At 63.7% G+C, this 25,668-nt stretch carries 23 protein-coding genes; 15 read left to right on the top strand and 8 right to left on the bottom strand.

Annotated features, from left to right (window positions below; translation table 11 throughout):
- Positions 1–35: 35 nt before the first annotated feature.
- A complete protein-coding gene (locus HKX24_RS12530; RefSeq protein WP_271693346.1) occupies positions 36–1,886 on the bottom strand; it encodes a serine protease in 1,851 nt (616 codons plus the stop codon).
- A 155-nt stretch (positions 1,887–2,041) separates the two neighbouring features.
- Here HKX24_RS12530 and HKX24_RS12525 point away from each other — a divergent pair, with 155 nt between their 5' ends.
- From HKX24_RS12525 to HKX24_RS12480, 10 genes are all read left to right on the top strand, one after another.
- On the top strand, positions 2,042–2,989 hold the full coding sequence (locus HKX24_RS12525; protein ID WP_271687775.1) for a glycine--tRNA ligase subunit alpha: 948 nt from the start codon (positions 2,042–2,044) through the stop codon (positions 2,987–2,989).
- Positions 2,986–3,501 (top strand): DUF6446 family protein, encoded by a 516-nt coding sequence (locus HKX24_RS12520; protein ID WP_271693347.1) that lies wholly within the window; start codon positions 2,986–2,988, stop codon positions 3,499–3,501. Before HKX24_RS12525 ends, HKX24_RS12520 begins: the two co-directional genes overlap by 4 nt.
- Before the next feature lie 81 nt (positions 3,502–3,582).
- Positions 3,583–4,398: a DUF1206 domain-containing protein gene (locus tag HKX24_RS12515; RefSeq protein WP_271693348.1), complete on the top strand. Its 816-nt coding sequence runs from the start codon at positions 3,583–3,585 to the stop codon at positions 4,396–4,398.
- 92 nt (positions 4,399–4,490) lie between these two features.
- On the top strand, positions 4,491–6,578 hold the full coding sequence (glyS, locus tag HKX24_RS12510; RefSeq protein ID WP_271693349.1) for a glycine--tRNA ligase subunit beta: 2,088 nt from the start codon (positions 4,491–4,493) through the stop codon (positions 6,576–6,578).
- 74 nt (positions 6,579–6,652) lie between these two features.
- The gene (gene ppdK / locus HKX24_RS12505) at positions 6,653–9,190 is read left to right on the top strand and encodes a pyruvate, phosphate dikinase (RefSeq protein ID WP_209217889.1); all 2,538 of its coding nucleotides are present in this window, start codon (positions 6,653–6,655) and stop codon (positions 9,188–9,190) included.
- Between the two features lie 129 nt (positions 9,191–9,319).
- Positions 9,320–9,961 carry a cell wall hydrolase gene (locus HKX24_RS12500; RefSeq protein WP_271693350.1) on the top strand — a complete coding sequence of 214 codons (642 nt, stop codon included), beginning with the start codon at positions 9,320–9,322 and terminating at the stop codon, positions 9,959–9,961.
- A gap of 106 nt (positions 9,962–10,067) precedes the next feature.
- Positions 10,068–10,994 (top strand): dihydroneopterin aldolase, encoded by a 927-nt coding sequence (locus HKX24_RS12495; protein WP_271693351.1) that lies wholly within the window; start codon positions 10,068–10,070, stop codon positions 10,992–10,994.
- On the top strand, positions 10,994–12,001 hold the full coding sequence (gene folP / locus HKX24_RS12490; RefSeq protein ID WP_271693352.1) for a dihydropteroate synthase: 1,008 nt from the start codon (positions 10,994–10,996) through the stop codon (positions 11,999–12,001). The genes HKX24_RS12495 and folP overlap by 1 nt, the downstream gene beginning before the upstream one ends.
- A 2-nt stretch (positions 12,002–12,003) precedes the next feature.
- A complete protein-coding gene (glmM, locus tag HKX24_RS12485) occupies positions 12,004–13,353 on the top strand; it encodes a phosphoglucosamine mutase (protein ID WP_271693353.1) in 1,350 nt (449 codons plus the stop codon).
- A gap of 61 nt (positions 13,354–13,414) precedes the next feature.
- Positions 13,415–13,906 carry a hypothetical protein gene (locus HKX24_RS12480; RefSeq protein WP_271693354.1) on the top strand — a complete coding sequence of 164 codons (492 nt, stop codon included), beginning with the start codon at positions 13,415–13,417 and terminating at the stop codon, positions 13,904–13,906.
- A gap of 42 nt (positions 13,907–13,948) precedes the next feature.
- Here the strand turns inward: HKX24_RS12480 and HKX24_RS12475 are convergent, their stop codons facing one another.
- Both HKX24_RS12475 and ilvC read right to left on the bottom strand, forming a co-directional pair.
- Positions 13,949–14,869 carry a DMT family transporter gene (locus HKX24_RS12475; RefSeq protein WP_271693355.1) on the bottom strand — a complete coding sequence of 307 codons (921 nt, stop codon included), beginning with the start codon at positions 14,867–14,869 and terminating at the stop codon, positions 13,949–13,951.
- A gap of 76 nt (positions 14,870–14,945) precedes the next feature.
- On the bottom strand, positions 14,946–15,968 hold the full coding sequence (ilvC, locus tag HKX24_RS12470; protein ID WP_168611968.1) for a ketol-acid reductoisomerase: 1,023 nt from the start codon (positions 15,966–15,968) through the stop codon (positions 14,946–14,948).
- 134 nt (positions 15,969–16,102) lie between these two features.
- On the opposite strand from ilvC, the gene HKX24_RS12465 reads away from it, so the two are divergent.
- From HKX24_RS12465 to HKX24_RS12455, 3 genes are all read left to right on the top strand, one after another.
- Complete coding sequence (locus HKX24_RS12465; RefSeq protein WP_271693356.1) at positions 16,103–16,558, top strand: Lrp/AsnC family transcriptional regulator; 456 nt, start codon at positions 16,103–16,105, stop codon at positions 16,556–16,558.
- Positions 16,555–17,010: an Lrp/AsnC family transcriptional regulator gene (locus HKX24_RS12460; RefSeq protein WP_067262685.1), complete on the top strand. Its 456-nt coding sequence runs from the start codon at positions 16,555–16,557 to the stop codon at positions 17,008–17,010. Before HKX24_RS12465 ends, HKX24_RS12460 begins: the two co-directional genes overlap by 4 nt.
- Positions 17,011–17,072: 62 nt before the next feature.
- A complete protein-coding gene (locus HKX24_RS12455; RefSeq protein WP_271693357.1) occupies positions 17,073–18,197 on the top strand; it encodes an aminotransferase class V-fold PLP-dependent enzyme in 1,125 nt (374 codons plus the stop codon).
- 18 nt (positions 18,198–18,215) lie between these two features.
- Here the strand turns inward: HKX24_RS12455 and HKX24_RS12450 are convergent, their stop codons facing one another.
- Both HKX24_RS12450 and HKX24_RS12445 read right to left on the bottom strand, forming a co-directional pair.
- Positions 18,216–19,415: a UbiH/UbiF family hydroxylase gene (locus tag HKX24_RS12450; RefSeq protein ID WP_271693358.1), complete on the bottom strand. Its 1,200-nt coding sequence runs from the start codon at positions 19,413–19,415 to the stop codon at positions 18,216–18,218.
- Complete coding sequence (locus tag HKX24_RS12445; protein ID WP_209218181.1) at positions 19,415–20,062, bottom strand: pyrimidine 5'-nucleotidase; 648 nt, start codon at positions 20,060–20,062, stop codon at positions 19,415–19,417. Before HKX24_RS12445 ends, HKX24_RS12450 begins: the two co-directional genes overlap by 1 nt.
- Before the next feature lie 101 nt (positions 20,063–20,163).
- On the opposite strand from HKX24_RS12445, the gene HKX24_RS12440 reads away from it, so the two are divergent.
- Positions 20,164–20,817 (top strand): GntR family transcriptional regulator, encoded by a 654-nt coding sequence (locus HKX24_RS12440; RefSeq protein ID WP_209217897.1) that lies wholly within the window; start codon positions 20,164–20,166, stop codon positions 20,815–20,817.
- Here the strand turns inward: HKX24_RS12440 and HKX24_RS12435 are convergent.
- Together HKX24_RS12435 and carA are read right to left on the bottom strand one after the other, a co-directional pair.
- The gene (locus HKX24_RS12435; protein ID WP_271693359.1) at positions 20,768–22,711 is read right to left on the bottom strand and encodes a glycosyltransferase; all 1,944 of its coding nucleotides are present in this window, start codon (positions 22,709–22,711) and stop codon (positions 20,768–20,770) included. The genes HKX24_RS12440 and HKX24_RS12435 overlap by 50 nt on opposite strands.
- A 93-nt stretch (positions 22,712–22,804) precedes the next feature.
- Positions 22,805–23,965: a glutamine-hydrolyzing carbamoyl-phosphate synthase small subunit gene (carA, locus tag HKX24_RS12430; RefSeq protein ID WP_271693360.1), complete on the bottom strand. Its 1,161-nt coding sequence runs from the start codon at positions 23,963–23,965 to the stop codon at positions 22,805–22,807.
- A 194-nt stretch (positions 23,966–24,159) separates the two neighbouring features.
- On the opposite strand from carA, the gene HKX24_RS12425 reads away from it, so the two are divergent.
- On the top strand, positions 24,160–24,618 hold the full coding sequence (locus tag HKX24_RS12425; protein ID WP_067262660.1) for a GatB/YqeY domain-containing protein: 459 nt from the start codon (positions 24,160–24,162) through the stop codon (positions 24,616–24,618).
- 525 nt (positions 24,619–25,143) lie between these two features.
- On the opposite strand, the gene HKX24_RS12420 is transcribed toward HKX24_RS12425, so the two are convergent.
- Positions 25,144–25,626: a DUF2244 domain-containing protein gene (locus HKX24_RS12420; RefSeq protein WP_271693361.1), complete on the bottom strand. Its 483-nt coding sequence runs from the start codon at positions 25,624–25,626 to the stop codon at positions 25,144–25,146.
- Positions 25,627–25,668: the final 42 nt, after the last annotated feature.

Raw genomic sequence — 25,668 nt, 5'->3', positions numbered from 1 at the left:
CTTTGTCTTTGTCGTTTGGGGCTGAGCCCGCCGCGTTATTCCCAGCAGCTGACCAAGACGGTCATCCCCTGCGCGCGCAGGGTCAGGTCGCGCGGCGCGATCGGGCCTGTGGCCCCCTGCGCCTGTTTGCTGCCTAGCCCGGCCTCCTGCGCTGCATTTAGGATCACATCGCCATCGAGCGCAAAGCTCACGTCTTCGGGCAGTTTGCGGTCGGCATCCGGTTGGGGCAGCAACATGCCCACGACATGGCCATTCTCGTCAAAGACCGGACCCCCGGCATCGCCGGGCTGGGCGTTGACCGAGAGGCGCTTGAGGTTTTCATCGCCGTTCAGCCCCTTGAGGTCGGACAGCGCGCCAAAGGTCAGGGTCGCGGCACTCAGCACGCCCTCGTAGGAGTAGCCCGCGACGGATATTTCCGATTGCAGGCGCGGGGCCGCGTTGCTGAACTGGGCCACGGCCAGCGGGGCGAGGCGGCTTTCGGGTTTGAGCAGTGCAAGGCCGCGCGCCTCATCGGTGGCGACCACTGTGGCGTCGGTATCGGCGTCCAGCGTCACCCGCCCGCAAGAGGCCACGACTTCGCTGGTGGTGACGACCGCGCCATTGCCATCGATGAAAAAGCCGCTGCGGGCGATCTTGGGCTGGCGGATTTGCAGACCGGCGACCAAATCAATCGCCTGCGCGTCGCTGTTGCCTGCGCCGGCGTCGAGCACGCCGGGCAGACGCGTGAGGCTTTTGGACATCTCGGCCACCACGCGGCGGCGGCGGTCTTCGTCCCCGGCGGGCCAGATCAGCGTGAAGCCCTTGATCTGACCGTTCTCAAGCGAGACCTGCGTCTGGCTGATGATGCTGCCGTTCTCGCCGATTAACTCGAAGGAATTGCGCTTGCGCTCGCGCGGGCCATCCAAGGGGACGATCTCAAGCGTTTGCATGATGTCGTAGAGGCCGTGGAGCGTATCTTGATTGCCCGGCTGGCTGATCAGCAGCACCCGCGCGCCGATGTTGCCACTGCTGTCGTAATGGGCAAAGGGCGGCTCGTAGCGCGCGAAGTCGACCTCGGCGGTGGGCATCATAATCTCGATCCCGGCCTTCTCGTCGCGCACCATTTGCAGGCCCAGCCCGTCCAGCACGGCGTTATACTGCGCCATCAGAGCCGCCCGCTGGCGGGTGGTCAGCACGCCGGTCTGCTCATAGCTGTTGGCCCCCTGCCATGCGCGCATGGAGGCGCGGGTGCCCCGGCCAAAGGCACCGTCAATCGCGGCATCGTAAAAGCCCGCCCATTGCAGGGCGATTTGCAGATCCTTGCGCTCCTGCGCCGAAAGGGCGCGTTCCGAGCGGCGCGCCTCTGCAGGGGTCTCATCTGGTTCGGGCGGGGTGGGGGCCGGGGCGGTCTCGGCCTCTGCGGCTTCGGTTTCACCCTCCGTCCCTGCGGGATCAAGCGGGGTTGTCGTGACATCGGGGGTGCTGCTGCCTGCGGCGGCTTCCTCTGGCGCAACGCCATCCACGCCCACGGGCGCGTCGATCACGCCGGTTTCCAGAACGTTGTCACCCACGGGCCAGAACTGTTGCTGGAACCGGCTGGATTGCTGGATGAAGCTGTCGCGCGGCACCAGACCGTCGCGCACATAGCTGCGCAGCACCAGTTCCGCATCCTCGCGCCGGTAGGGGCCCACGGCGATGCCGTACCAGCCACCGCCCAAGGCAAAGCCATTCACGTCATCCAACAGGGTCTCATAGGCGCGCGCCCGGTCCGTGGCTTCGGCCAAGGACGGCTGCGCCTCGATCTGAACCCAAACGACATCCTCTGCCGATTGCGCCCGCGCAAGGCCCGCCCAGGTCAGGCTCAGGGCCAAGAAGATCGCCACGGGGGCAGGTAGAATTCGCTTCATCGTCACTCAACTCTCGCAAAACCAAATCCGAGCCAGATTACGCCGGAAAGCGGCGCGAATGCCATGCCAAAGGGGGCGAAATTCTGATAAAGCTGTGATTGACCCCCATGGTTTGCAGCCGTAGGAAAGGCGCGCATCATTAAGGGGCAATCACCATGTCTGACGCAGCGCAGAAACCACGCTCTTTCCAAGAGATCATCCTTGCTTTGCAGAGCTATTGGGCGCGGCAGGGCTGCGCGGTGCTGCAACCCTACGACATGGAAGTGGGCGCGGGCACCTTTCACCCGGCCACCACGCTGCGCAGCTTGGGTACCCAGCCTTGGGCCGCGGCCTATGTTCAGCCCTCGCGCCGCCCCACGGATGGGCGCTATGGTGAGAACCCGAACCGGCTGCAGCACTATTACCAGTATCAGGTGCTGATCAAACCCAGCCCCCCCAATCTGCAAGACCTATACCTCGGCTCGCTCGAAGCCATCGGCATCGACATGGCGCTGCATGACATCCGCTTTGTCGAGGACGATTGGGAAAGCCCGACGCTGGGCGCTTGGGGGCTGGGTTGGGAAGTCTGGTGCGACGGCATGGAAGTCTCGCAGTTCACCTATTTCCAGCAGGTCGGCGGCCATGACTGCCACCCCGTCTCGGGCGAGCTGACCTACGGGCTGGAGCGTCTGGCGATGTATGTGCTGGGTGTCGATCACGTCATGGACATGCCCTTCAACAGCCCCGACGCGCCGATCCCGCTGACCTATGGCGATGTGTTCAAACAGACCGAAGAGGAATTCGCGCGCTGGAACTTCGACACGGCCAACACCGAGGTGCTGCTCGATCAGTTCAACGAGGCCGAGGCGCATTGCAAATTCATCCTCGAACAGCCCGCCGAAGACCCCAAGACCGGCAAGCGCATCGTCATGGCGCATCCAGCCTATGACCAATGCATCAAGGCGAGCCATATCTTTAACCTGCTTGACGCGCGCGGCGTGATCTCGGTCACCGAACGGCAAGCCTATATCGGGCGCGTCCGGGCGCTGGCCAAACAATGTGCCGATGCCTTCGTGCAGACCCGTGCGGGCGGCTGGACGCCCGAGGCGGACAGCGCGGCATGAGCGGGAAGATTGTTGGCATCGTGATCCTTCTTTCAGCAGCGATCGCTGGTGCGGCGCTCTATTACCTTCAGATCTACGGCTTTTACCACGATGTGCCCGAGGCCAAGGTCGAACTCGTCTCTCTGACGACGGAGGAGCCGGAGGAGATCGCGGCGGAGAACCTACAGGCCATCGACGCCGACAGTTCCCCGATCCGGTTTCGCGCCTGTTTCGAGCATGACATCAGCCTCGCCATGGCGACCGAGACCTATGAGATGACCGACCATACCGATCCGCGCAACGCGCCGGGCTGGTTCGATTGTTTCGACGCCCCCGCCATCGCGGCCGAGATCGAGGCGGGCAGCGCGCTGACCTTCCTCGGCGGTAAGAACGTGCATTACGGCGTCGATCGGATCGTGGCACTGACCGACGACGGGCGCGGCTATATCTGGCATGAGTTGAACGACTGCGGTGAGAAGTCCTATGACGGCACCGTTGTGGGCGAGGCCTGCCCGGAACGCCCCGCCGACTGATCTTATCCCCGCGCGCGGCCCCTTTCGGCGGAACCTTTTGCCGCTGCCGAACGCTTGTCCCCACATAGAACGGGGGCGAAAATGTCAGAGAAAACACATGAGGGGCTGAAATGGGTGATGCGCGCGGGCTATGGCGCGCGCGGGGTGATCTATACGATCATCGGGGGGCTGGCGCTTTTGGCCGCTCTGAAACGCACCCAAGCCTCGGGTACGAAAGACGCCCTCGCGGCACTGCGGGATGAGCCCTATGGCATCCCCGCTCTCTTTGCCATCGGCATCGGGCTGCTTGCCTATCTGGTCTGGCGGGTCGCCGCAGGTGTGAAGGATGTCGAAGACCACGGCACCGACGCCAAGGGGCTGGTCGCGCGGCTGGGGCAGATCACGACCGGGCTGATCCACGGCGGTATCGGCGTCTCGGTTCTCGCTCTGGCGATGAGCGGCAAGAACTCCGGCGGCAGTTCCGCGCAGGACTGGACGCAAAAGCTGATGGCCATGCCCGCCGGGCGCTATATCGTGGCCGCGGGGGCGTTGATCCTACTGGGCGCAGGGATTTACTACGCCTACAAAGGGCTGAGCGGGAAGTATAAGGGCCATCTGGCCCGCACCCATTTCACCGAAAGCATCGACCCTATCGTGAAGATTGGCCTTGTCATCTATGGCGGCATTCTGGCGCTCGTCGCCTTTTCGCTGGGCTATGCGGCGGTCACGGCCAACCCCGAACAGGCGGGCGGTCTGGGCGAGGCGCTGCAAGACCTGCGCGGCATGGCCTTTGGGCGCTTCCTTTTGGGCGGGGCCGGGCTGGGGCTGATCGGTTTCGCGGTCTATAACTTCGTCGAAGCGGGCTACCGCGTGGTGCCGAAATTCTCCGACCCGGATATCCGCACCTTGTTGGATTAAACGCGGGGCGGGGGGCTAGACCCTCCGCCTAGCACTCGTTATCCAAGCCCCCGATGAGACGCCGCCGTCGCGGCAAGAATTGGGGGCCGCCCGTGCCAGATCTGCTGATTGAACTTTTTTCCGAAGAAATTCCCGCGCGGATGCAGAAACGCGCGGGCGAAGACCTGCAAAAGCTGGTGACCAACGGTTTGGTCGAGGCCGGTCTGACCTATGGCTCCGCCGCCGTCTTCACCACGCCGCGCCGCCTGACGCTGGCGCTTGGCGACATGCTCGCCGCCAGCCCCCGACAAGTGGAAGAGCGCAAGGGCCCCAAGGCCGACGCGCCCGAGAAAGCCATCGAAGGTTTCCTGCGCGGCGCGGGTCTGACGCGCGACCAGCTAGAGGAGCGTGACACACCCAAGGGCAAGGTGCTCTTTGCCAAGATCGAGAAACCGGGCCGCCCCGCCGCCGAGATCGTGGCCGAGGTGCTGGAGCAGACCATCCGCAACTTCCCTTGGCCCAAGTCGATGCGGTGGGGCACGGGTAGCCTCAAATGGGTCCGCCCGCTGCATTCCATCCTCTGCGTCATCAGCGATGAGGCCGGGGCCGAGACGGTGCCGCTCACCATCGACGGCATCACCGCCGGGAACACCACGCGGGGGCATCGCTTCCTCGCCCCCGATGAGATCGAAGTCTCGGGCTTCGAGGATTATCAGGACAAGCTCAGCCGTGCCTTCGTTGTGCTCGACCCCGCCGCGCGGGCTGATACGATCTGGCATGACGCCACCAACATGGCCTTCGCCGCCGGGCTGGAAGTGGTTGAGGACGCAAGGCTTCTGGCCGAAGTCGCGGGCCTCGTGGAATACCCCGTCGTGCTGATGGGCCGCATCGGCGAGGATTTCCTCGGCCTGCCGCCGGAAGTGCTGCAAACCTCCATGAAAGAGCATCAGAAGTTCTTCTCGGTCCGCAACCCGAAGTCGGGGCAGATCGAGCGGTTCATCACCGTCGCCAACCGCACGACCGCCGACGAGGGCGCCACGATCCTCGCCGGGAACGAGAAAGTGCTGGGCGCGCGGCTCTCGGACGCCAAGTTCTTCTGGGACAACGACCTGCGCACGGTCACCACCGGCGCGGGCATGGAGACTTGGGTCAAGGCGCTGGAAAACGTGACCTTCCATAACAAGCTCGGCACTCAGGCCGAGTTGATCGACCGCATAGCGACGCTCTCGCGCGAGTTGGCGCCGCTGGTCGGTGCTGACGCTGACGAGGCCGAGAAGGCCGCCCGCGTCGCCAAGGCCGATCTCAGTTCCGAGATGGTCTATGAATTCCCCGAGTTGCAGGGCCTGATGGGCAGCTACTACGCGCGCAAGGCGGGGATGTCGGATGCCGTCGCGGACGCCGCGAAGGATCACTATGCGCCGCTGGGGCCGTCCGATGACGTGCCGACCGCGCCGGTGTCGATTGCCGTAGCGCTGGCCGAGAAGATCGACAAGCTCACCGGCTTCTGGGCGATTGATGAGAAACCGACCGGAAGCAAGGACCCCTTCGCGCTGCGCCGTGCGGCTTTGGGTGTGATCCGGATTTTGGTTGAGAATGATGTGTCGCTGACACTGAACGACGTACTGGGCCAAAGCGCCGAGATCGTCGGCGACCGTGACGCGGGCCGGGCTGACACTGCCGACATTCTGGGCTTCATCCACGACCGCCTCAAAGTCTATCTCCGCGACCAAGGCATCCGTCACGACGTCATCGACGCCTGCATCGCCATGGACGGCAGCGACGATCTCACCCTGCTGGTCAAACGCGCCCGCGCCCTGTCAGAGACGCTCAAAACCGACGATGGCGAAAACCTGATCCAAGGCTTCAAACGCGCCAACAATATCCTCAGCCAAGCCGAAGAGGCCGATGGCGTGGAATACTCCTTTGGCGCCGATCCGAAGTTTGCCGAGACGGAGGCCGAGAAAGACCTCTTCTCTGCACTCGACAAGGCAGAGGCCAAGATAACCCCGGCAATGGCGGCGCAGGATTTCTCGACTGCGATGGCGGCCATGGCCGAATTGCGCGGGCCGATCGATGCCTTCTTTGAGGCGGTACAGGTCAACGCCGAGAACCCCACCGTGCGGCGCAACCGGCTTAATCTGCTGAGCCGCATTCGCACGATCTGTAGCGCCGTGGCGGACTTGACCAAACTGGACGGCTGACCCCAGAGGGGGCGAGATCCCTTGCCCCTTCTGCCTCAACCCCTATGCTGCACCGGAACGATTAAGGTGCCGCAGTGCAGAACGACCCCCATACCACGCTGGTGACCCCCACCGCGCCGATTGCCAATACCACCCATGGCGGGCGGGCCAAATGCCTGCAACGTCTCGTGCGGCTCGACCTGCCGGTGCCGCGCACCATTGCGCTGTCCTTTGACGCGGTGCAGCAGATCGCGCGGGGCCAGATGCCCGACGTGCAGGCGGTGGTCGATCAGTTCCCGAAGGGTGCGCTGCTTTGCGTGCGGCCCTCCAGCCAAGACCCCGATTGGGGCGGGCCGGGGGCGGTACTGAACATCGGGATCAACGACGCGCTGTTTGAAAGCTATGCTGGCACCATCGGCGAAGGGCCAGCGGCGGCGCTTTATTCGCGTTTCGTGCAGTCCTATGCGGTCAATGTCGCGCGTCTTGATCCGGATATGTTCGACGATGTGAATGGCGATGGCCGCGCGGCGCTGATGGAATCCCTGCGCGCCTATGAGGCCGAGACCGAAGAGCGTTTTCCCCAAGACCCGGCAACGCAACTGGCGGCGGTGTTGCGGTCAATGGCGCGGGCGTGGAATGGCACCTCGGCGCGGCTGTTGCGACAGGCGAAAGGCGCGCCTGCGGATGCGGGGCTGGGTCTGGTGGTGCAAGAGATGGCCTTTGGCGTGGGGCAGGGGCAATGCGGCTCGGGCGTGTTGCAACTGGTCGACAGCGACACCGGCCTGCCGCAGATCACCGGGCGCTATCTGAGCCAGAGCCAAGGCCGCGATGCGCTCGAAGGCGATGCGGCGGCGATGTATCTCACCCGCGATCCGCGCGGGCCATCGCTCGAAGAATTGGTGCCCGAAGCCTTTGCCGAGTTGAAGGATCACGCGGCGCTGATGCGCAAGAGGCTGCGGGCCGAGATGCAGGTCGAGTTTGTGATCGATCAGGGCAAGCTGCATATCTTGGACGGTGTGAAGGTCGCGCGTTCCTCCCGTGCGGCGGTGCGCATCGCCGTGGCGCTGGCCGATGAGGGGATCATCAGCCGCGAGGAAGCACTCATGCGGGTGCAGCCGCGCACGCTGTCGGAACTGCTGCACCGCCAAGTCGACCCAAGCGCCAAGCGTGACGTGATCGGGCGTGGCATCGCCGCCAGCCCCGGCGCGGCGACCGGGCGGATCGTCTTTTCCGCCAGCGACGCGCAGGCCAGTGCCGCGCGCGGGGAGCCTTGCATCCTCGTCCGGCGTGAGACCTCGCCCGAGGATATTCGCGGCATGCATGCCGCCGCCGCCGTGCTGACTGAACGCGGCGGCATCACCAGCCATGCGGCGGTGATCGGGCGCGGCATGGGGCTGCCTTGCGTGGTTGGTGCCTCGAACATGCGCTTTGTGGTGACCCAACGGCAGATCATCGCCCCCGACGGGCGGGTCTTTGTCGAAGGCGATCAAGTTACCGTCGATGGCTCCACCGGGCAGGTGCTGGCGGGGGCGGCCAAGATGCAGGAGGCCGCGCTCGACGATACCTTTAACCGGCTGATGGGCTGGGCCGAGGACGTGGCCGACATTGGCATTCGCGCCAATGCCGACACGCCGACCGATGCCCAGACCGCGCGCAACTTCAACGCCCATGGCATCGGGTTGTGCCGGACCGAGCATATGTTTTTCGAGCCGGGCCGCCTCACCGTGATGCGCGAGATGATCTTTGCCGAAAGCGGCGAAGACCGCCGCGCCGTGCTGGAACGTCTGCTGCCCATGCAGCGCGAGGATTTTACCCAGCTTTTCCGCATCATGCAGGGTCAGCCGGTCTGCATCCGCCTGTTCGACCCGCCGCTGCATGAGTTCCTGCCCTCCGACAAAGCCGGGCAGCGCGAATTGGCCGAGGCGCTTGGCCTTCAGATGTCCGACGTGACGCGGCGTGTGGCGGCGATGACGGAGTATAACCCGATGCTGGGCCTGCGCGGCGTGCGCTTAGGGGTCACGGTGCCCGAGATCTACGAGATGCAGGCCCGCGCCATTTTCGAGGCCACGATCGAGGCCAGCCGCGATGGCGAGCCGGTGGTGCCCGAGATCATGATCCCGCTGGTCAGCGCCCGGCGCGAGGTGGAACTGGTGAAAGCCAGTGTTGATGCCGTGGCCGCCGCCGTGCGCAGCGAGCGTGACGCGAGCTTTACCTACCGCCTTGGCGTCATGGTGGAGACCCCGCGCGCCTGTCTGCGCGCCGATGATATCGCGCCGCATTGTGCCTTTCTCAGCTTCGGAACCAACGACCTGACGCAGATGACCTACGGTCTCTCGCGCGACGACGCGGGGCGCTTCATGTCGAACTACGTGCAACAGGGGGTTTACCCGGAGGATCCGTTCCATGTGCTCGATACCGATGGGGTCGGCGAATTGCTGCAACTCGGGGCGGAAAGAGGGCGCAAGGCGCAGCCCGGAATCACCCTTTCCATTTGTGGGGAGCATGGCGGCAACCCCGAATCCATCGCCTTTTGCCGCGAATCGGGGTTCGATTATGTTTCCTGTTCGCCATTTCGCGTGCCAGTTGCACGTCTGGCCGCCGCCCAACTCGCCATTGCCCACAAGATCGGGTAGGGGCGGCGGGCTCCAGCCCAATTTATACCATAATTCGGCGAGTTTCTGCACATAACGTCTGGTTGGGTTTACCGCCGGGAACCTTTTGGCTATCCGCCCCGCAGCCCTAACAATGATGCGAGGCGCATAATGCGTTTTATCCGGTCGATCTCTTTTGTTCTTTCCATGGCGCTGTGCAGCAGCCCGCTGGCGGTTCAGGCCAGCTCTGAAAGTGCGAGCGATCTTGCGCAGATTGAAATTCAAGGTCTGAAGTCCGCCGGTGCGGCGCGGCTTCAGGAGATGGTCGCACAGCCCGTGTCGGCCAGCGCGACAGATGTGAAATTCTCCACGGCTTGGATCGACAGCCAGCCCAAGGCCGAAGGCAACGCCGAATTGCAGTGCCTTGCCGAAGCGCTGTATTTCGAGGCGCGCGGTGAGACGGTCAAGGGCCAGTTCGCCGTGGCCGAAGTGATCATGAACCGGGTGAAATCCGCCCGTTTCCCCGGCACGCTTTGCGGCGTGATCAACCAAGGGACCGGGCGCAAGTATCAGTGCCAGTTCACCTACACCTGCGACGGCCACAAAGAGGTCATCAATGAGCCGCGCGCTTTTGCCCGTGTCTCGAAAGTCGCGCGTGCGATCATCGACGGCAGCGCGCCGAAGCTGACCAATGGCGCGACCCACTATCACACCACTGCCGTGAACCCCAATTGGGCGCGGGTCTATACCAAGACCGCGCGGATCGGGCAGCACCTCTTCTATCGCCACACATGGAAGACCGCCTCGAACTGAGGGGCGGGATGTGCCTTCGGGTGCTGGCCTGCCGCCGGTGGGCCTGCTAAATGTGCATCGAAGCGCCCCCGGTGGGGCCATTACCCTGATCCGATAGGCGCTGCCGATGTCCGACGACGAAATTCGACTTGCCTTTGCCCACCCTTCCGAGCGGGCAGAGACGATGGCCGGCCCTGAGCCGCGTGATCGTATCTCCCTGCGCGATCATATCGTCGAGGTTGAGATCGGTGCCTTTCAGGCCGAGCGGGACGTGACCCAGCGGGTCTGCTTTAACGTGGTGGTCGAGGTGGCCCCCCTGACGGGTGTGGTGGACGACGATGTCGACCGTATCCTATCCTACGACCGCGTGACCGAAGCCATCGCCGCCGAGCTTGCCGCCGAACGGCTCAACCTTTTGGAAACGCTGGCCGAACGGGTGGCCGACCGTATCCTGATCGAGCCGCAAGCGATGCGGGTTTTCGTGCGGATTGAAAAACTCGACCGGGGCCCCGGTGCCCTTGGGGTCGAGATCGTCCGCGCGCGGGAAGAGGCCGCTTCGCAGGACGCGGGCCAAGAGGCTCCGCAGCCGCGCGTGGTTTATCTCTCCAACGCGGCGATTGCTTCAGCGCGTTTGCCGGGATGGCTGGACCAATTGAAAGCCGCTGCGGAGCCGGTAATCCTCTGTGTCGGTCCCCCCGACACCCCTTTGCCACAGGCCGAGGATGAGAAAGCGCAGCGCCACATTGACCTCTTAGCCATCGAACAGAACGCTTGGTTGCTTTCAACCCGCGATCCGCGGGGCGCGGTGGTCGGCAGCCGGACGGAGTTGGACTGGGCGATGAAGAACGGCCAGATCAGCATCTGGGCGCCTGCGCGGATCGTGCTCGACGCGGTGGACGGCCCCACGGCCCCGCCAAGCGCAGCACCCGCCTTGGCCGCTTGGTTCGCCGAGAGTTCATCGGGCTGCGAATTGGTGCTGATCGGCGCAGACCAGCCCGAGGGCACGGCGCTGCCTATGCGCCTGCTTGACGTCGACAGCGCGGAGATCGTTTGATGACCGACTACCACCGCCCCTTGGTTCAAATCGGCCCCGCGCGGCCCGAAGCTGCGCTGACCCTCGCGGGCGGTTGGGGCTGGTTCACCCATGTTGAAGTCCTGTCGCGGGGGCAGGCGCCGCGCGTGATTCCGGCAGATGCGCTCCCCTACGCCGCGCGCGATGCCCTCACCGCGCCGCGCCCAGCCATCGCGGGTTTGAGTTTCGACCGCCCCCGCGTGATGGGCATCCTCAATGCCACGCCTGACAGTTTCTCAGATGGGGGCCGCCATGCCGACCCGAAGGTCGCGGTTGCGGCGGGGGCGGCGATGCGGGCGGCGGGGGTCGATATGCTCGACATCGGCGGGGAATCCACACGCCCCGGAGCGGAGACCGTGCCGGAGGGCGAAGAAATTGCGCGTGTTCGACCGGTGATCGAAGGGCTGCGGGCCGCCGGGGAGGGGGCGATCAGCATCGACACCCGCAAGGCTGCTGTGGCCGAAGCCGCCGTGGCGGCGGGGGCGGATCTGGTCAATGACGTGGCAGGGCTGACCTTCGACCCGGCGCTTGCGCCCTTCTGCGCGGCGCGGGGGCTGCCGGTCTGTGTCATGCACGCCCAAGGCGACCCGGCCACAATGCAGCGCGACCCGCGCTATGATGACGTGCTGCTCGACGTCTATGACTATCTGGCCGAGCGGATCGCGGCGCTTGAGGCGCAGGGCATCCCGCGCGCAAATATCATCGCCGATCCGGGCATCGGCTTTGGCAAGACGCTGGAGCACAACCTCGCGCTGCTTGCGCGGCTGAGCCTGTTCCACAGCCTCGGGGTGCCGATCTTGCTCGGTGCGTCGCGTAAACGTTTCATCGGCACGATCGGCGGCGGCGCGGCGGGGGAAGATCGCGCGCCCGGCTCCATCGCGGTGGCCCTGGCGGCACTGAACCACGGGGCCCAAGTCTTACGCGTTCACGATGTGGCGCAAACCATTCAATCCATTTTACTTTATCGTTCGGCACTGGCAGGAAAATAGATATGACAAAGCTTTTTGGTACAGACGGCGTGCGGGGCACCGCCAATATTCACCCCATGACCGCCGACATGGCGCTGCGTATCGGTGCCGCCGTCGGGCGCTATTTCCGGCGTGAGAAAAGCGGCGTGCACCGTGTGGTCATCGGCAAAGACACGCGCCTGTCAGGCTATATGTTCGAAAACGCGCTGACTGCGGGCCTCACCAGCACCGGCATGAACGTGTTGCTGCTGGGGCCGGTGCCGACACCCGCGGTGGGGCTTTTGACGCGTTCCATGCGGGCCGATCTGGGGGTGATGATCTCGGCCAGTCACAACCCGGCCAGCGACAACGGCATTAAGTTCTTCGGCCCGGATGGGTTCAAACTCTCCGATCAGGTTGAGCAGGAAATCGAAGCGCTGGTCGCCGAGGGGGTCGAGCCATCGGCGCCGGATCAGATTGGCCGGGCCAAGCGGATCGATGACAGCCGCTTTCGCTATATCGAACGGGTCAAATCCTCTTTCCCGCGGCAGATGCGTCTTGATGGGTTGAAGGTGGTGATCGACTGCGCCCATGGCGCGGCCTACCATGTGGCGCCGATGGCGCTGTGGGAATTGGGGGCGAATGTGATCCCCGTCGGCGTGGACCCGAACGGGTTCAACATCAACGACGGCTGCGGTTCCACCCAGCCGCAATCGGCGGCGGAGGCCGTGGTGGCCAATGGTGCCGATGTGGGCATCTGCCTTGACGGCGACGCTGACCGGGTGATCCTGATCGATCAGAATGGCCGCATCGGCGACGGCGATCAGTTCATGGCGCTGATGGCCGCGCGTTGGGCCGAAGAGGAGCGTCTTGCGGGCAAGGCGCTCGTCGCTACGGTGATGAGCAATCTGGGGCTGGAGCGTTTCCTGAACGACCGTGGTGTGCGGCTGGAGCGGACCGGCGTCGGCGACCGCTATGTGGTGGAGCGGATGCGCGAAGGGGGCTTCAACCTCGGGGGGGAGCAGTCGGGCCATATCGTGATGACCGACTATGCGACCACGGGCGACGGGCTGATGGCTGGGATGCAGTTTCTGGCCGAGATGGTCCGCTCGGGCAAACCTGCCTCGGAACTGCTCTACCAATTCGACCCGGTCCCGCAGCTGCTGAAAAACGTGCGCTTCTCCGCCGGGCAGACCCCGCTGGAAAACGCGCAGGTCAAAGCCGCCATCGCGCAGGCCGAAGGCGATTTGGCGCAGGGTGGGCGGCTGTTGATCCGCAAATCGGGCACGGAACCCTTGGTGCGCGTCATGGCCGAACATGAGGACGCGGCACTGATGGAGCGTGCGGTCAATAGCGTGGTCGAAGCGGTGGGTAGGGTGGTCTCTACAATTTAAGGTTGATGGGTATCTGGTCGGCGTGCATAGTTTGATGGTTTAACTTTATAGGATTTCCCCAATGCGCTTTTCGCTGACTTTCTGCGCCACCCTGTTTCTCGCCGTCCCTGCATTTGCCGATATGAAGGCGCAGGTTCTTGCGCCGTGGAATGGCAAGACTGTCCCCGCCGGCCAGCAATGCACCCTGTTCGGCGGTAAGGGGATGACACCGCCCTTTCAGGTCACCGGTCTTCCCACCGGGACCGCGATGGTCGTGGTCGAGTTCAATGACCGTAGTTATGGCCCTCTGTCCTCCGGCGGTGGGCATGGGACAATCGGCTATAACGTAAAGGGCAGTAGCGCCAAATTGCCCGCGGTTCCGGGGCTGACCGCGAAAATGCCGCGTGGCGTGCAGGTCATCAAAGCGGCAAGGGGGACGGGCGACTACCGATCTGCCGGTTATCTGCCACCCTGTTCAGGGGGAAAGGGCAACAGCTATGAGGCCGTGGTGAAGGCCGTCAACGGTGCCGGAAAGGTGACTGCAAAGACCAAAATGGCCTTGGGACGCTACTGATCCGACGGGTTCGCGGGCGCGTTCGTCGGCCGCGAGCCTACCTCAGCTTCCCCGGAACAACCGTTTCAGCGCGCCGTATTGGCTGAGCCCGACCCCCGCAAGGATCAGCGCCATCGCGTAGAGCAACGACATTGGCAGCGGCTCTGACAGGACCAGCGCGCCCAGCAGGACGGACCAGACCGGCACTTGGTAGTTCACCAGTGACATGAAGACCGGCCCCGCGGTGCGCACCACATAGACCCGCAAAAACGCCGCGCCTGCGGTGGGGATGAGGCCGAGAAAGGCCAGCACGGCCAGTATCTTGGGCGCGGGCAGGGGCGGCGGGCCCTCGCTGAGGAAGGCGGCGGGCAGCATGACCACGGCACCGATCAGCATCAGCACCGTCCCGAGCCCGATCGGATCAACCGAAGGCAGCCGCCGCATGAGGATTGAGCTTACCGCATAACAAGAGGCCGCGGCGACGCAGGCCATACGCCCTGCCGTCTCCATCGCAGCGCCGGTGCTTTCAAACGCCTGCCCGCCGATCAACACGACGACGCCGACAAAACCGATGACAAAGCCGCCGACCTTGCGCGGGGTCATGCGCTCTCCCGGCAGCAGGAAATGGGCCATGGGTAGGACGATCAGTGCGACAGAAGCCATGGTCACCCCAGCAAAGCCCGAGGTCACATATTGCTGCCCCCATGCGAGCAGCGAAAAGGGCAGGGCCGAGCTGATGATGCCGATCGTCACCAGCACGAGGATGTCGGAGGCAGAGGGGCGCGCGGTGAAGAGCGCGAACCCCCGCAGGGCCCAGAGCGCCAGCATCACCACCGCCGCCAACCCGATCCGCGAGGCGGCGAGCCAGAAGGGCGTGATCCCGGTGAGCGCCACTTCGGTAAAAAGGAAGGTGCCCCCCCAGACAAACCCCAAAAGGGCGATCAGCAGCCAGCTTGTCAGCGTGATTTGAGGCGTGGTGTTCATCGGGGCTCCGGCGTAAAGGCAAAGACCCCGGCGCGAGGCCGGGGTCGATGTCGTCTTATCTTTGGGGAGATTTGGCTCAGTTCTTGGCCTTGTCCACCATCTTGCCTGCGGAAATCCACGGCATCATCTCGCGCAGCTTTTCGCCGACCTGTTCTATGCGGTGCTCGTCGTTGATGCGACGGGTCGCTTTAAACGAAGGCTGGCCCACAGCGTTTTCCTGCATGAAGTCACGCACGAATTTGCCGTTCTGGATGTCGGTCAGCACGTCTTTCATGCGCTTCTTGGTCTCGTCGTAGGGCAGGATGCGAGGCCCGGAGACATATTCGCCGTATTCCGCGGTGTTCGAAATCGAGTAGTTCATGTTGGCGATGCCGCCTTCGTAGATCAGGTCCACGATCAGCTTCACCTCGTGCAGGCATTCGAAATAGGCCATCTCGGGGGCGTAGCCCGCCTCGACCAGTGTCTCGAAGCCCATGCGGATCAGTTCGACCAGACCACCGCAGAGCACGGCCTGTTCGCCGAAGAGGTCGGTTTCGCATTCTTCACGGAAGTTGGTCTCGATGATGCCGGAGCGGCCGCCGCCGATGGCGGAGCAATAGCTAAGGCCGATTTCAAGCGCCTTGCCGGAGGCGTCTTTGTCCACGGCCACAAGGCAGGGCACGCCGCCGCCTTTGGTGTATTCGCCGCGCACAGTGTGGCCGGGGCCTTTGGGGGCCATCATGATCACGTCGACGCCTTCTTTCGGCTCGATCAGGCCGAAGTGCACGTTCAGACCGTGGGCGAAGGCGATGGCGGCACCTTCGCGGATGTTGTCATGCACGTATTTCTTGTAAGTTTCGGCCTGAAGTTCATCGGGCATGGTGAACATGATCAGGTCGGCCCAAGCGGCGGCTTCGGCGATGCCCATGACCTTGAGGCCTTCGCCCTCGGCTTTGGCAGCGGAGGCGGAGCCTTCGCGCAGGGCGACGACGAGGTTCTTGGCACCCGAGTCGCGCAGGTTCAGCGCGTGGGCGTGGCCTTGGGAGCCGTAGCCGAGGATCGCCACCTTCTTGTCCTTGATGAGGTTCACGTCGCAGTCGCGGTCGTAGTAAACGCGCATGATCTTGTCCTTTGGTTTGTCTCGTTCTGGGTCTCACCATAGCGAAGTTGCGCCCAGTAGCCATTGTCATCGCAGAGGTATTTGTGAAAGGATGAAGATAGTTATTCGTGGTATCGCTCTAAAACGGAAAAATCATGCTTGATGATCTGGATCGCCGTATTCTGCGCTATTGGCAGGCAGAGCCGAGTCTCAGCCCCGGGGAATTGGCGGAGCGGTGCAATATCACCTCCGGCAAGGCGGCGCGGCGGATTGCGCGGCTGCAAGATCAGGGGATCGTGCAGGGCAGCGGGGTGGTGATTGATTGGGCGGCGCTTGGCTATGCTTTGGAGGTGTCCTTGCGGGTGACCTTGGACAAGACGCAGGCGAATGCTTTTGATGTTTTCACGGCAGAGGCGCGGCAGGTGCCTGAGGTGATCGAGTTGCAGACCTTTTTGGGGCGTGTCGATCTGCGGCTGTCGATCATTGCGCGGGACATGGGGCATTATCAGCAGATTTACCGCAGTCGCATCCTGACCCTGCCGCATATCGCTGAGATTGAGGCGCTGATGCATGTGGCGCGGATCAAGACGCAGGAGGGGCTGCCGCTGTGATCGAGCTTGATGACATTGACCGCGCTTTGTTGCGGGCGCTGGCGCGGGACGCCAATCAAAGTGCCAGTGCCTTGGGGCGCCGTTTGGGCCTGTCGCAGCCTGCGACATGGCGGCGGATCAAACGGCTGGAGGAGGGCGGCGCGATTGCCGGGCGGCGGTTGCGCTTGAATGCCGAGGCTTTGGGTTTTGGCGTCACGGTGTTTCTGGGCATCAAGCTGGCCACGCGCGGGCGGGTCAGTTTGGAGGATTTCGAGCGGGCGGTTTCGGCCATTCCCGAGGTGCAGACGGTGGAACATGTTTTGGGGTTGTTCGACTATCGTCTGCGGGTCGTGGCGCGAGACCTGCCGGATTTCGAGCGTGTGCTCAGGCGTCGGATCATGACCCTGCCCGGCGCGGGGGAGGTGGAGGCCAACGTGCTGTTGAGCGAAGAGCGCCTGCCGGGGCCGCTTTAGCCGCATTTGCCTTTTGCCGTGGCGGGCCATATGCCTTTGCTTCGAATGATGGAGGAAGAACGATGGCATTGCTCGACACGGTAGACCCTTCGGGGCTTGATGAATTCAGCGTGGTCTTTACCGACCGATCGCTCAACCACATGTCGGCGGAGTTTCAGCAGGTCATGCGCGACCTCTCGACCTGGCTGGGTGAGGTCTATAACGCCGATGCCGTGTTGCTGGTGCCCGGTGGCGGCACCTACGCGATGGAGGCCGTGGCGCGGCAGTTCGCGCGGGGGCAGGATGTGCTGGTGGTGCGCAACGGCTGGTTCTCTTACCGCTGGAGCCAGATCATCGAGAGTGCCGATCTGACCAATAGCGCCGAGGTGATGAAGGCGCGGATGCAGGGCAATGCCAGCCCCGCGCCCTTTGCGCCCGCCCCGATCGACGAGGTCACCGCCGCGATCCGCACGCAGAAGCCGCAGGTGGTGTTCGCCCCGCATGTGGAGACAAGCTCGGGCATGATCCTGCCGGATGACTATATCAAGGAAATGGCCACGGCGGCCCATGAGGTGGGCGCGCTGATGGTGCTGGATTGCATCGCCTCGGGCTGTGTCTGGGTGGATATGAAGGCGCTTGGGGTAGATGTGCTGATCTCGGCCCCGCAGAAGGGGTGGAGTGCCTCTCCCTCGGCCGGTTTGGTGATGATGTCGGCGCGGGCCGAGGCGCGGCTGAATGAGACCACGTCGGACAGTTTTGCCATCGATCTGCGCAAATGGCGCGACATCATGAAGGCTTATGAGGCGGGCGGCCATGCCTATCACGCCACCATGCCGACGGACGCACTGCGCGTGTTCCGCGATACGGTGCAAGAGACGCGGGACTATGGGTTTGACCGACTGAAAGAGGCGCAGTGGCGGTTGGGCGAAGCGGTGCGTCAGGTCTTGGCCGACCGCGGTGTAACCTCAGTCGCCGGAGAGGGGGTCGCCGCGCCGGGGGTGGTCGTGTGCTATACTGCTGATCCCGATGTGCAAAACGGCAAGGCTTTCGCCGCCCATGGCATGCAGATCGCCGCCGGGGTGCCGTTGCAGGTGGGGGAGCCGGATGATTTCCGCACCTTCCGTCTGGGGCTGTTCGGATTGGATAAGCTTTATGATGTCGACGCGACCGTGGCGCGGCTGACGGCGGTGTTGGATGAGGTTCTGTAAGACCCTCTGCGCCGCAGTTCAGCGGCGCAGGCCCAGCCCCATTTGCATCAGCATTTTTCGCACCGGGGGCAGGGCGTAGAGCGCGTTGAGCCCTGCCGCCCGCGCGTCTCGCGCAAGCGGGCTGCTGGCTTGGCTGGCGCGGTTCAACAGGTCGATGCCCCGGACCCTGAGCGCGATATCGGCGTGGCGGGCCTTGTGATAGGCCTCCAGCATCTCGGCATCGCCGAGGCGTTCTGGTGCGGCGCGGGCGAGTTCCAGCAGGGTCGCCATATCGGTCAGCGACATGTTCAACCCCTGTGCCCCGATGGGGGGCAGCACATGGGCGGCTTCCGCCACGAGGGCCAGCCGTTCGGCAGAAAGACGTTTGGCCTCTCGGCTGATGATGGGCCAGAGGGCACGGGGGCTGGCGAGGGTGAGCGGGCCGAAGAGATTGGCCGACCGGGCGGTCGCCTCGGCCTCAAAAGCGGCGGGGTCGCGCGTGGCGCGGGCCTGGGTTGCGGGGCCATCGTCCATCCAGACCACGGCAGAACAGGGCATGCCGTCGCGGTCGGGCAGGGGCACGAGGGTGAAAGGACCGCCGGAGCGGTGCACCTCGGTCGAGACGTTTTCATGGGGGATCGGATGGGTCACGCAGAAGGCCAGTGCCTTTTGCCCGTAGCGCCGGGTGGTGACCTCGATCCCGGCGGCTTCGCGCATGGGGCTGTTGCGCCCGTCGGCGGCGATGACGAGCCGGGTTCTGATCCGGCTGCCATCGCTCAGCCCCACGCGCGCTTCACTTTGGCGGGTGAAAAGCGTGGTGGTGCCGGTGCCGGGGCGGAAATCCACGTTCGGCAATTCGTTAAGCCGGGTCAGGATTTCGCGCCGCAGCAGCCAATTGGGAAAGTTCCAGCCGAAGGGTGCGTCAGAGATATCGGCGGCGTCGAACTCGCGGGTCACCCGCGGCGTCGGGTCTTCGCCGCCCGCATCGACGATCCGCATGATTTGCAGGGCGGCGGCATGGGGGGCAAGACAGTCCCAAAGACCCGCGTCCTCCAACAGGCGCCGCGCCGGTTGCAGCAGCGCGGTGGAGCGCATGTCGGCCCCCTTGGCGGCGCCATCGGTGACGGGCGGGGTGGGGTCGACGCAGATCACATTGAAGCCCGCCGCGCCAAAGGCCGCCGCCGCGGTCAACCCGGCGATGCCGCCGCCGGAAATCAGGATATCGCAATCGAAGGTCATCAGCCCGCCACCCGTGTTAAGAATTCGCAAAGATCTTGCGTATGGTAGTGGATGTGATCGCCTTCGCCACGTTCCGGGGCCACATGCACCGTGCGCATCCCCAGAGCGTGGGGCGCGGCGAGGTTGCGTGGATCATCCTCGAACATGGCGGCGGAGGCGGTCTGGAACCCGTCGATGCCAAAGACCTTGTCATAGGCGGCGGCTTCGGGTTTGGGCAGGAAATCAGCGTGTTCGACACCATAGACCGCGTCGAAAAGCCCCGAAAGGCCGCGGGCCTCAAGCACCCGTTCGGCGTAGGGCGCGCAGCCGTTGGTGTAGACGATCCGCCGCCCCGGCAACACGCGAATGGCCTGAGCGAGCAGGGGATCGGGGGTGAGCCGGTCCATCGGGATGTCATGCACCTCGGTCAGGTAGGGGCCGGGGTCGACGCCGTGTTCGCGCATCAAGCCGGCCAGCGTGGTGCCGTATGTCTGCCAATAATGCTGGCGCAGGTGGTTGGCCTCGGCGCGGTCGACCTTGATCGCGCGCATCACCCAATCGACCATACGCGCTTCGATCAGGTCGAAAAGTCGCGCCTCGGGCGGATAGAGTGTCTGGTCAAGGTCGAAGACCCAAGTGGTGACATGAGAAAAAGCATCGCGCGGCATGGCGCAGAGGTAGGCCGAGACGCGCAGCCGCGCAAGCCCTGCCGGGTTGCGCAAATGGTCGCGGTGAGTAAGGTGGCGCAACTTTCAAGGACTGATAGCTGATGCCCGACCCCAAGACCGGCCCGACCGACGCCTATTCGATGATTCTGGAGGCCATCGACATTGGCACCTATCGCCCCGGTGACCGCTTGGTGGAGAGCGAATTGGCCGAGCGTTTCGGCGTCTCGCGCACGCCGATCCGCGAGGCATTACAACGGCTTGAGACGCAGTCTCTGCTCATGCGGGACGGGCGTAGCCTGATCGTGGCCTCGCTGGATCACAACCAGATGGCCGAGCTTTACGTCGTCCGGGGCGAGCTGGAGGGGCTGGCCGCGCGTCTGGCCGCTCGCCATGCCACCGCCGAGGAGGTGCGCGTGCTGCGCGAGATGGTGGATGCCGACAACGCGCTGGCGGGCAATCCCAATGCGCTGGCACGGGCGAATAAACGGTTTCACAAGCAGATCCATCTGGCGTCGCACAACCGCTATTTGGTGCAGCAGCTCGACCTCGTGCACCGCTCTATGGCCTTGATGGCGACTTCATCTCTCGCGGTGGAAGGGCGGGGGGAGATTGCGCAGGCCGAACATAACCGCATCGTGGAGATGATCGAAGCCCGCGATGAGGATGGCGCGGATGAGGCGCTGCGCACGCATATCTCCGTCGCCTTCATGACCCGGTTGAAGCAGGAAGCGGCCCGGCGCGAGGATGATTTTTGAGCCTTTTGCGGGGTTTTACATAGCGCGGCAGAGTATGCCCATGGGCGGTTTTGTCCCAAAAATGTGGGCTGCGATAGAGCTCAAACAGCGCTTTGGCGGCGGCCAAGGCGCCTAATGCGAAGTAGAGCGGGCAGGTGATGACCCACGGTAGCAGATGGCGTTGACCCCGGTTTGAGACCGCGATGGTGGCGACGCAGAAGTTCAGCAATTCCGATAGGATGAACAGCGCGAAGATCGCCGTCAGGACGGGTGGCGCAAGCCAGTCCGTGACCGGGTGATACAGCCCGAAAAAACTCAGCCACAGCGACCAGAGAAGGGGCGCGAGGGCGAATTGCGAAACCGTGGAGAGGAAGATCGCCTGCACGCCAATGAACCGCAGGGGGCCGAGGTCTTTCAGCAGGGCGCGTGGTCTTTGCATATGGACCGCCCAAGTGATGAGATATCCCTTCAGCCAACGGGATCGTTGCCGCACCCAAGGCCAAGGCCGGCAATTGGCCTCTTCATAGGTGATGGTGCGCATCAGTTCGGTCACATAGCCGCGCCGTGCCAGCCGGAGGCCCAGATCGGCATCCTCGGTCACGTTATGGGCGTCCCAAGCGCCGAGCCGTTCGAGGATGTAGCGCCGGAAAAACAGCGTGGTGCCGCCCAGCGGGACGACCAGCCCCAGCCGGGCCACGCCCGGTAGGATCACCCGCCACCAAGTCGCATACTCGATCGCAAAACAGCGGGCCATCCAATTGCCGCGGCTGTTGTAGAAATCCAGAACCCCCTGCAAACAAGCGGTATTTTCGGGCGCGTTGTGAAAGCGGGTGACAATCTGTTCGATCTGGTCCGGCTCCGGCGCATCCTCCGCATCCCAAACGCCGATAATGCTGCCGCGGCAGAAATCGAGCGCGTAATTCAGCGCGCGGGGTTTGGTTTTAAGCGCGCCGGTATCGGGCACTTCGATCACGCTGATCCATGGCGGCAAGGGTGTGCGTGCGATGGTCGCTCGGGTGAGCTTGTCACTCGCTTCGAGGACCAGAACCACCTCCAGCAGCGATTTCGGGTAGGTGAGCCGCGAAAGCCGCGCGATCAGCGCCTGCGCGATCTCTTCCTCATGCAGCAAGGGCACGAGGACCGAGACACGGGGCAGGCGAAATCCCTTAATCTCTGCGGCATTCGGCGGCGACCGTGGGGGCTTGGGCCGGGTGAGAGAGGCCCAAAGGGCCGCGGCTTTGAGTCCGCTGGTTAGCAGCAGAGTGAGCGCGCCACAGAGGAGAGCGATCGTAAGGAGGGCGGAGGGGAAAAGCACCAATAGCGCAAAGAGCGACAGCAGAATACCCCGCAGCGCAAACCGCCGTTTCCAGCTGCGCACGCCCCAGTTTCGACAGCTTTCTGCATCCGCCACGCGGGTGACGGCATGTTCCGCCAGTTCCGCGGCATAGAGCCTGCCGATCTGGGTCTGCACCTGCCGGGGGTCGGCGACGACCAGCACCAAAGTTTTCCCCCGCTCCCCCAAGGCGTTGCAAAGGTGAGGAAAATCCGCGGGGCGACCGCTGGCCACGAAAAGCCGGTCCCCCAGTTCCAGCCATGGCACGGCACCGAATTGCAGACAGAGACGCGCGGGTATCCGAGCCGCAAGACGTTGATCGCAGGGGCTGCGGGTCAAGTCGACAGGTTGGGCGCCATACTGCCGGGCAAGCGCTTTGACGATGTCATCGGAGGCGACCAAGCCTTCGGTGGCCAGAACTTCGCCCAGAGGGGCGTCGATGCGGCGCTGTAGGTCAAGCCCGTGCAGCAGATCGCGCGGGCCAATGACCCCTGCGGCGATCAGATGTTGGCCCAACCGCATCCGGCGGGCGGGCGCGGTGGCCATCCGCGGCGCTGAGAGTTTCAGGCGAAGGTTGCTCATTCCGTGCCCCGTCGAGGTTCCGGAATGAGACTGGCAGGCGACCGTTAATCGAGAGTTAAAAGTCGCCTGTGCAATCAGTGCATGTAGAAAGTTTTACGCGCTGCGCTCGGCCATCGCTTCGCTAAACCGTTCGAACAGGTAGTAGCTGTCTTGCGGGCCGGGGCTGGCTTCGGGGTGGTGCTGGACCGACCAAATCGGGCGGCCATCGACGCGGATGCCACAGTTCGACCCGTCAAAGAGCGAGACATGCGTCTCGCGCACGCCCTCGGGCAGAGATTGCCCGTCGACAGCGAAACCGTGGTTCATCGAGGTGATCTCGACCTTGCCGGTGTCGTAATCCTTGACCGGGTGGTTGGCGCCGTGATGGCCGTGGCTCATCTTAACGGTGGTCGCCCCAAGCGCTAGCGCAAGCATCTGGTGGCCAAGGCAAATGCCAAAGACCGGCAGATCGGTCTTGTCCAAAACCTCGCGGATCATCGGCACGGCATAGGCGCCCGTCGCCGCCGGATCGCCGGGACCGTTGGAGAGGAAGACGCCATCGGGCTCATGGGCCATGATGTCGTCATAGGTCGCGGTGGCGGGCAGCACGGTGACATCGCAGCCCGCAGAGGCGAGGCAGCGCAGGATGTTGCGTTTCGCGCCATAGTCCACGGCGACGACCTTGTGCTTGGCTTCTGTTTGCGGCGCGTAGCCGTCGGGCCATGCCCACCGCATCTCGTTCCAGCGATAGGTCTGGGCGCAGGTCACGTCCTTGGCCAGATCCATCCCTTCGAGCCCGGCAAAATCGCGCGCGGCGGCGACCAGCGCTTCGATGTCGAAGTTACCATCCGGGTCGTGGGCGAGGGCGGCGTGCGGCGCACCTTGCTGGCGGATTGCGCGGGTCAGGCGGCGGGTGTCGACACCGCCGATGGCGATGCGCCCGCGCGACGCCAGCCAATCCGACAGCGGCTGAATGTTGCGCCAGCTGCTGGGCGTGGTGGGCATCCATTTGACGACCATGCCCGCAGCGACCGGATCGCCCGTCTCATCATCTTCGGGATTGGTGCCCACATTGCCGATATGCGGGAAGGTGAAGGTCACGATCTGGCCCGCATAGGACGGGTCGGTCATGATCTCTTGGTAGCCGGTCATCGCGGTGTTGAAGCACAACTCCGCTACGGTCTGGCCGGTCGCGCCAAACCCCATGCCGTAGAAAATCGATCCATCCGCAAGGGCAAGGCAGGCGGTTGGGCGTGGGCGAGCGGGCGCGGACATGGGGCAGTCTCCGGGCAGAAAGGGGCGGGTAAACGGGTGGCAACCTAATCCCGCGCGGGCGCGGGGTCAATAGGCGGAGGGAAATGAGATATCGTTTCAGAACAGGGGTTTACCTATGGTCGCCCCCCATTGCTCCGCAGCGAGAGAGCCGCTAAGCTGCGACCCTTGGATTTAGCGAAACACAGGAAACCACCATGTCATTGCGGATGCGCATCTCGGATGCTTTGAAACAGGCCATGAAAGACAAGGCGGCGGACCGGCTTTCGACGCTGCGGCTTATCAACGCCGCGATCAAGGACAAGGACATCGCCGCCCGGGCCAATGGCAAGGATGAGGGCGTGTCGGATGCCGAGGTGCTGGGCATCCTCAGCAAAATGGCCAAACAGCGTCAGGAATCGGCGCGCGCCTATGAAGAGGGCGGGCGGCTGGACCTTGCGGAGCGCGAGCGCGAGGAGGTCGAGGTGATCGAAGAATTCCTGCCAAGGCAGCTCAGCGTCACCGAAACCGCCGCCGCCGTGGATAAGGCCGTGGCCGATGTCGGTGCGACCTCGATCCGCGACATGGGCAAGGTTATGGGGCTGCTGAAAGAGCGTTATACCGGCCAAATGGATTTCGGCGCAGTGGGCCCGGTTATCAAAGACCGCCTGAGCTGAGCCGCGCTTAAGTTGAAAAAAAACAGAGGGCTGGGCCGCAAGGTCTGGCCCTTTTTAGACATGCTGGTAATTTCCAAATGGTAGAAAAATTTGACTATCAAATGACAAATCGTTCGCCAAGAATCTCTTCATCGTTGCAGGAAACTGGAGATAAACATTGGCAAGAGATAGATAAAATGTGACAATCTTCGAAGTCAATCCATAGGAGAAAATGATGGGCAAAGGACAAGGGAACGGTGGAGGATGGCCCAGTCAAACAGGCAATCCATCTGGTGGTGGCCGCTCAAATGGACCTGCCGGGGGCGGAAAGGGCAAGTAGGCTTGTAAATGCTACTGGCTTCTCCCGTCCATCGGATCGGTAATTGTGAGGTTTTCGTACGAACGGTTGCTTAGCCCGCATTTTAGGAACCGAACGTCCTTGCAGATTTCTGTGAGAGCGTTTTTCAACTAAAATACAAGATGCTTCGGAGCCCACGTCAGTTCAGTACATCCGGTAGGATGCTGGGGCGCTGGGTTTGGCCCTTTTCAGTTCCGCAGATGCCGTGCCAGATCGTCGTAAAGCGCGATCCGCTCTTCTTCGCTGAGAAAGGCACCGATCTCAACCTCGCGGCCTTCGCCGCGTAGGGTGACGTAATGCGGCACGGGGCCGTCATCGTCGTATTTCTTCACTTGGGTCCAATAGCGGTTACAGTCCCAATCCTTGACCTCGCCCTTGGCGGTGGTGTGCACCAGCCGCGCCCTGGTGTCGTCGAGGGTCAGCACCTCTTCGATCTGGCGGGCGCGGTGATTGTGTTGCAAAGCCCAATAGACCGCCCCCAAGGCCAGAAGCACGAAGGGCAGCAGCCCCCAGAGCAGGGCGGTGCCGAGCATGGCGAAAAGCGGAATCATCGCCAGCGTAAAGCTGGCCAACATAAAGGCCGCAAAGCCGCGCGCGGGCAGGGATTGATGCGGCCAAAGGCGCATCTGCTGCGGGTTGGCACGGGGCGGGGTTGTCCATTCGTAGGGCATGGGATCGCTCAGGCTCAGTCAAGAGCCAAGATAGCGGTCGGC

Origin of the sequence: Sulfitobacter sp. M85 (assembly GCF_029285915.1) — a bacterium.
GTDB classification, from domain to species: domain Bacteria; phylum Pseudomonadota; class Alphaproteobacteria; order Rhodobacterales; family Rhodobacteraceae; genus Sulfitobacter; species Sulfitobacter faviae.
Note: the sequence above shows the minus strand (reverse complement) of the source record. Positions and strands in the feature narration are given on the sequence as shown.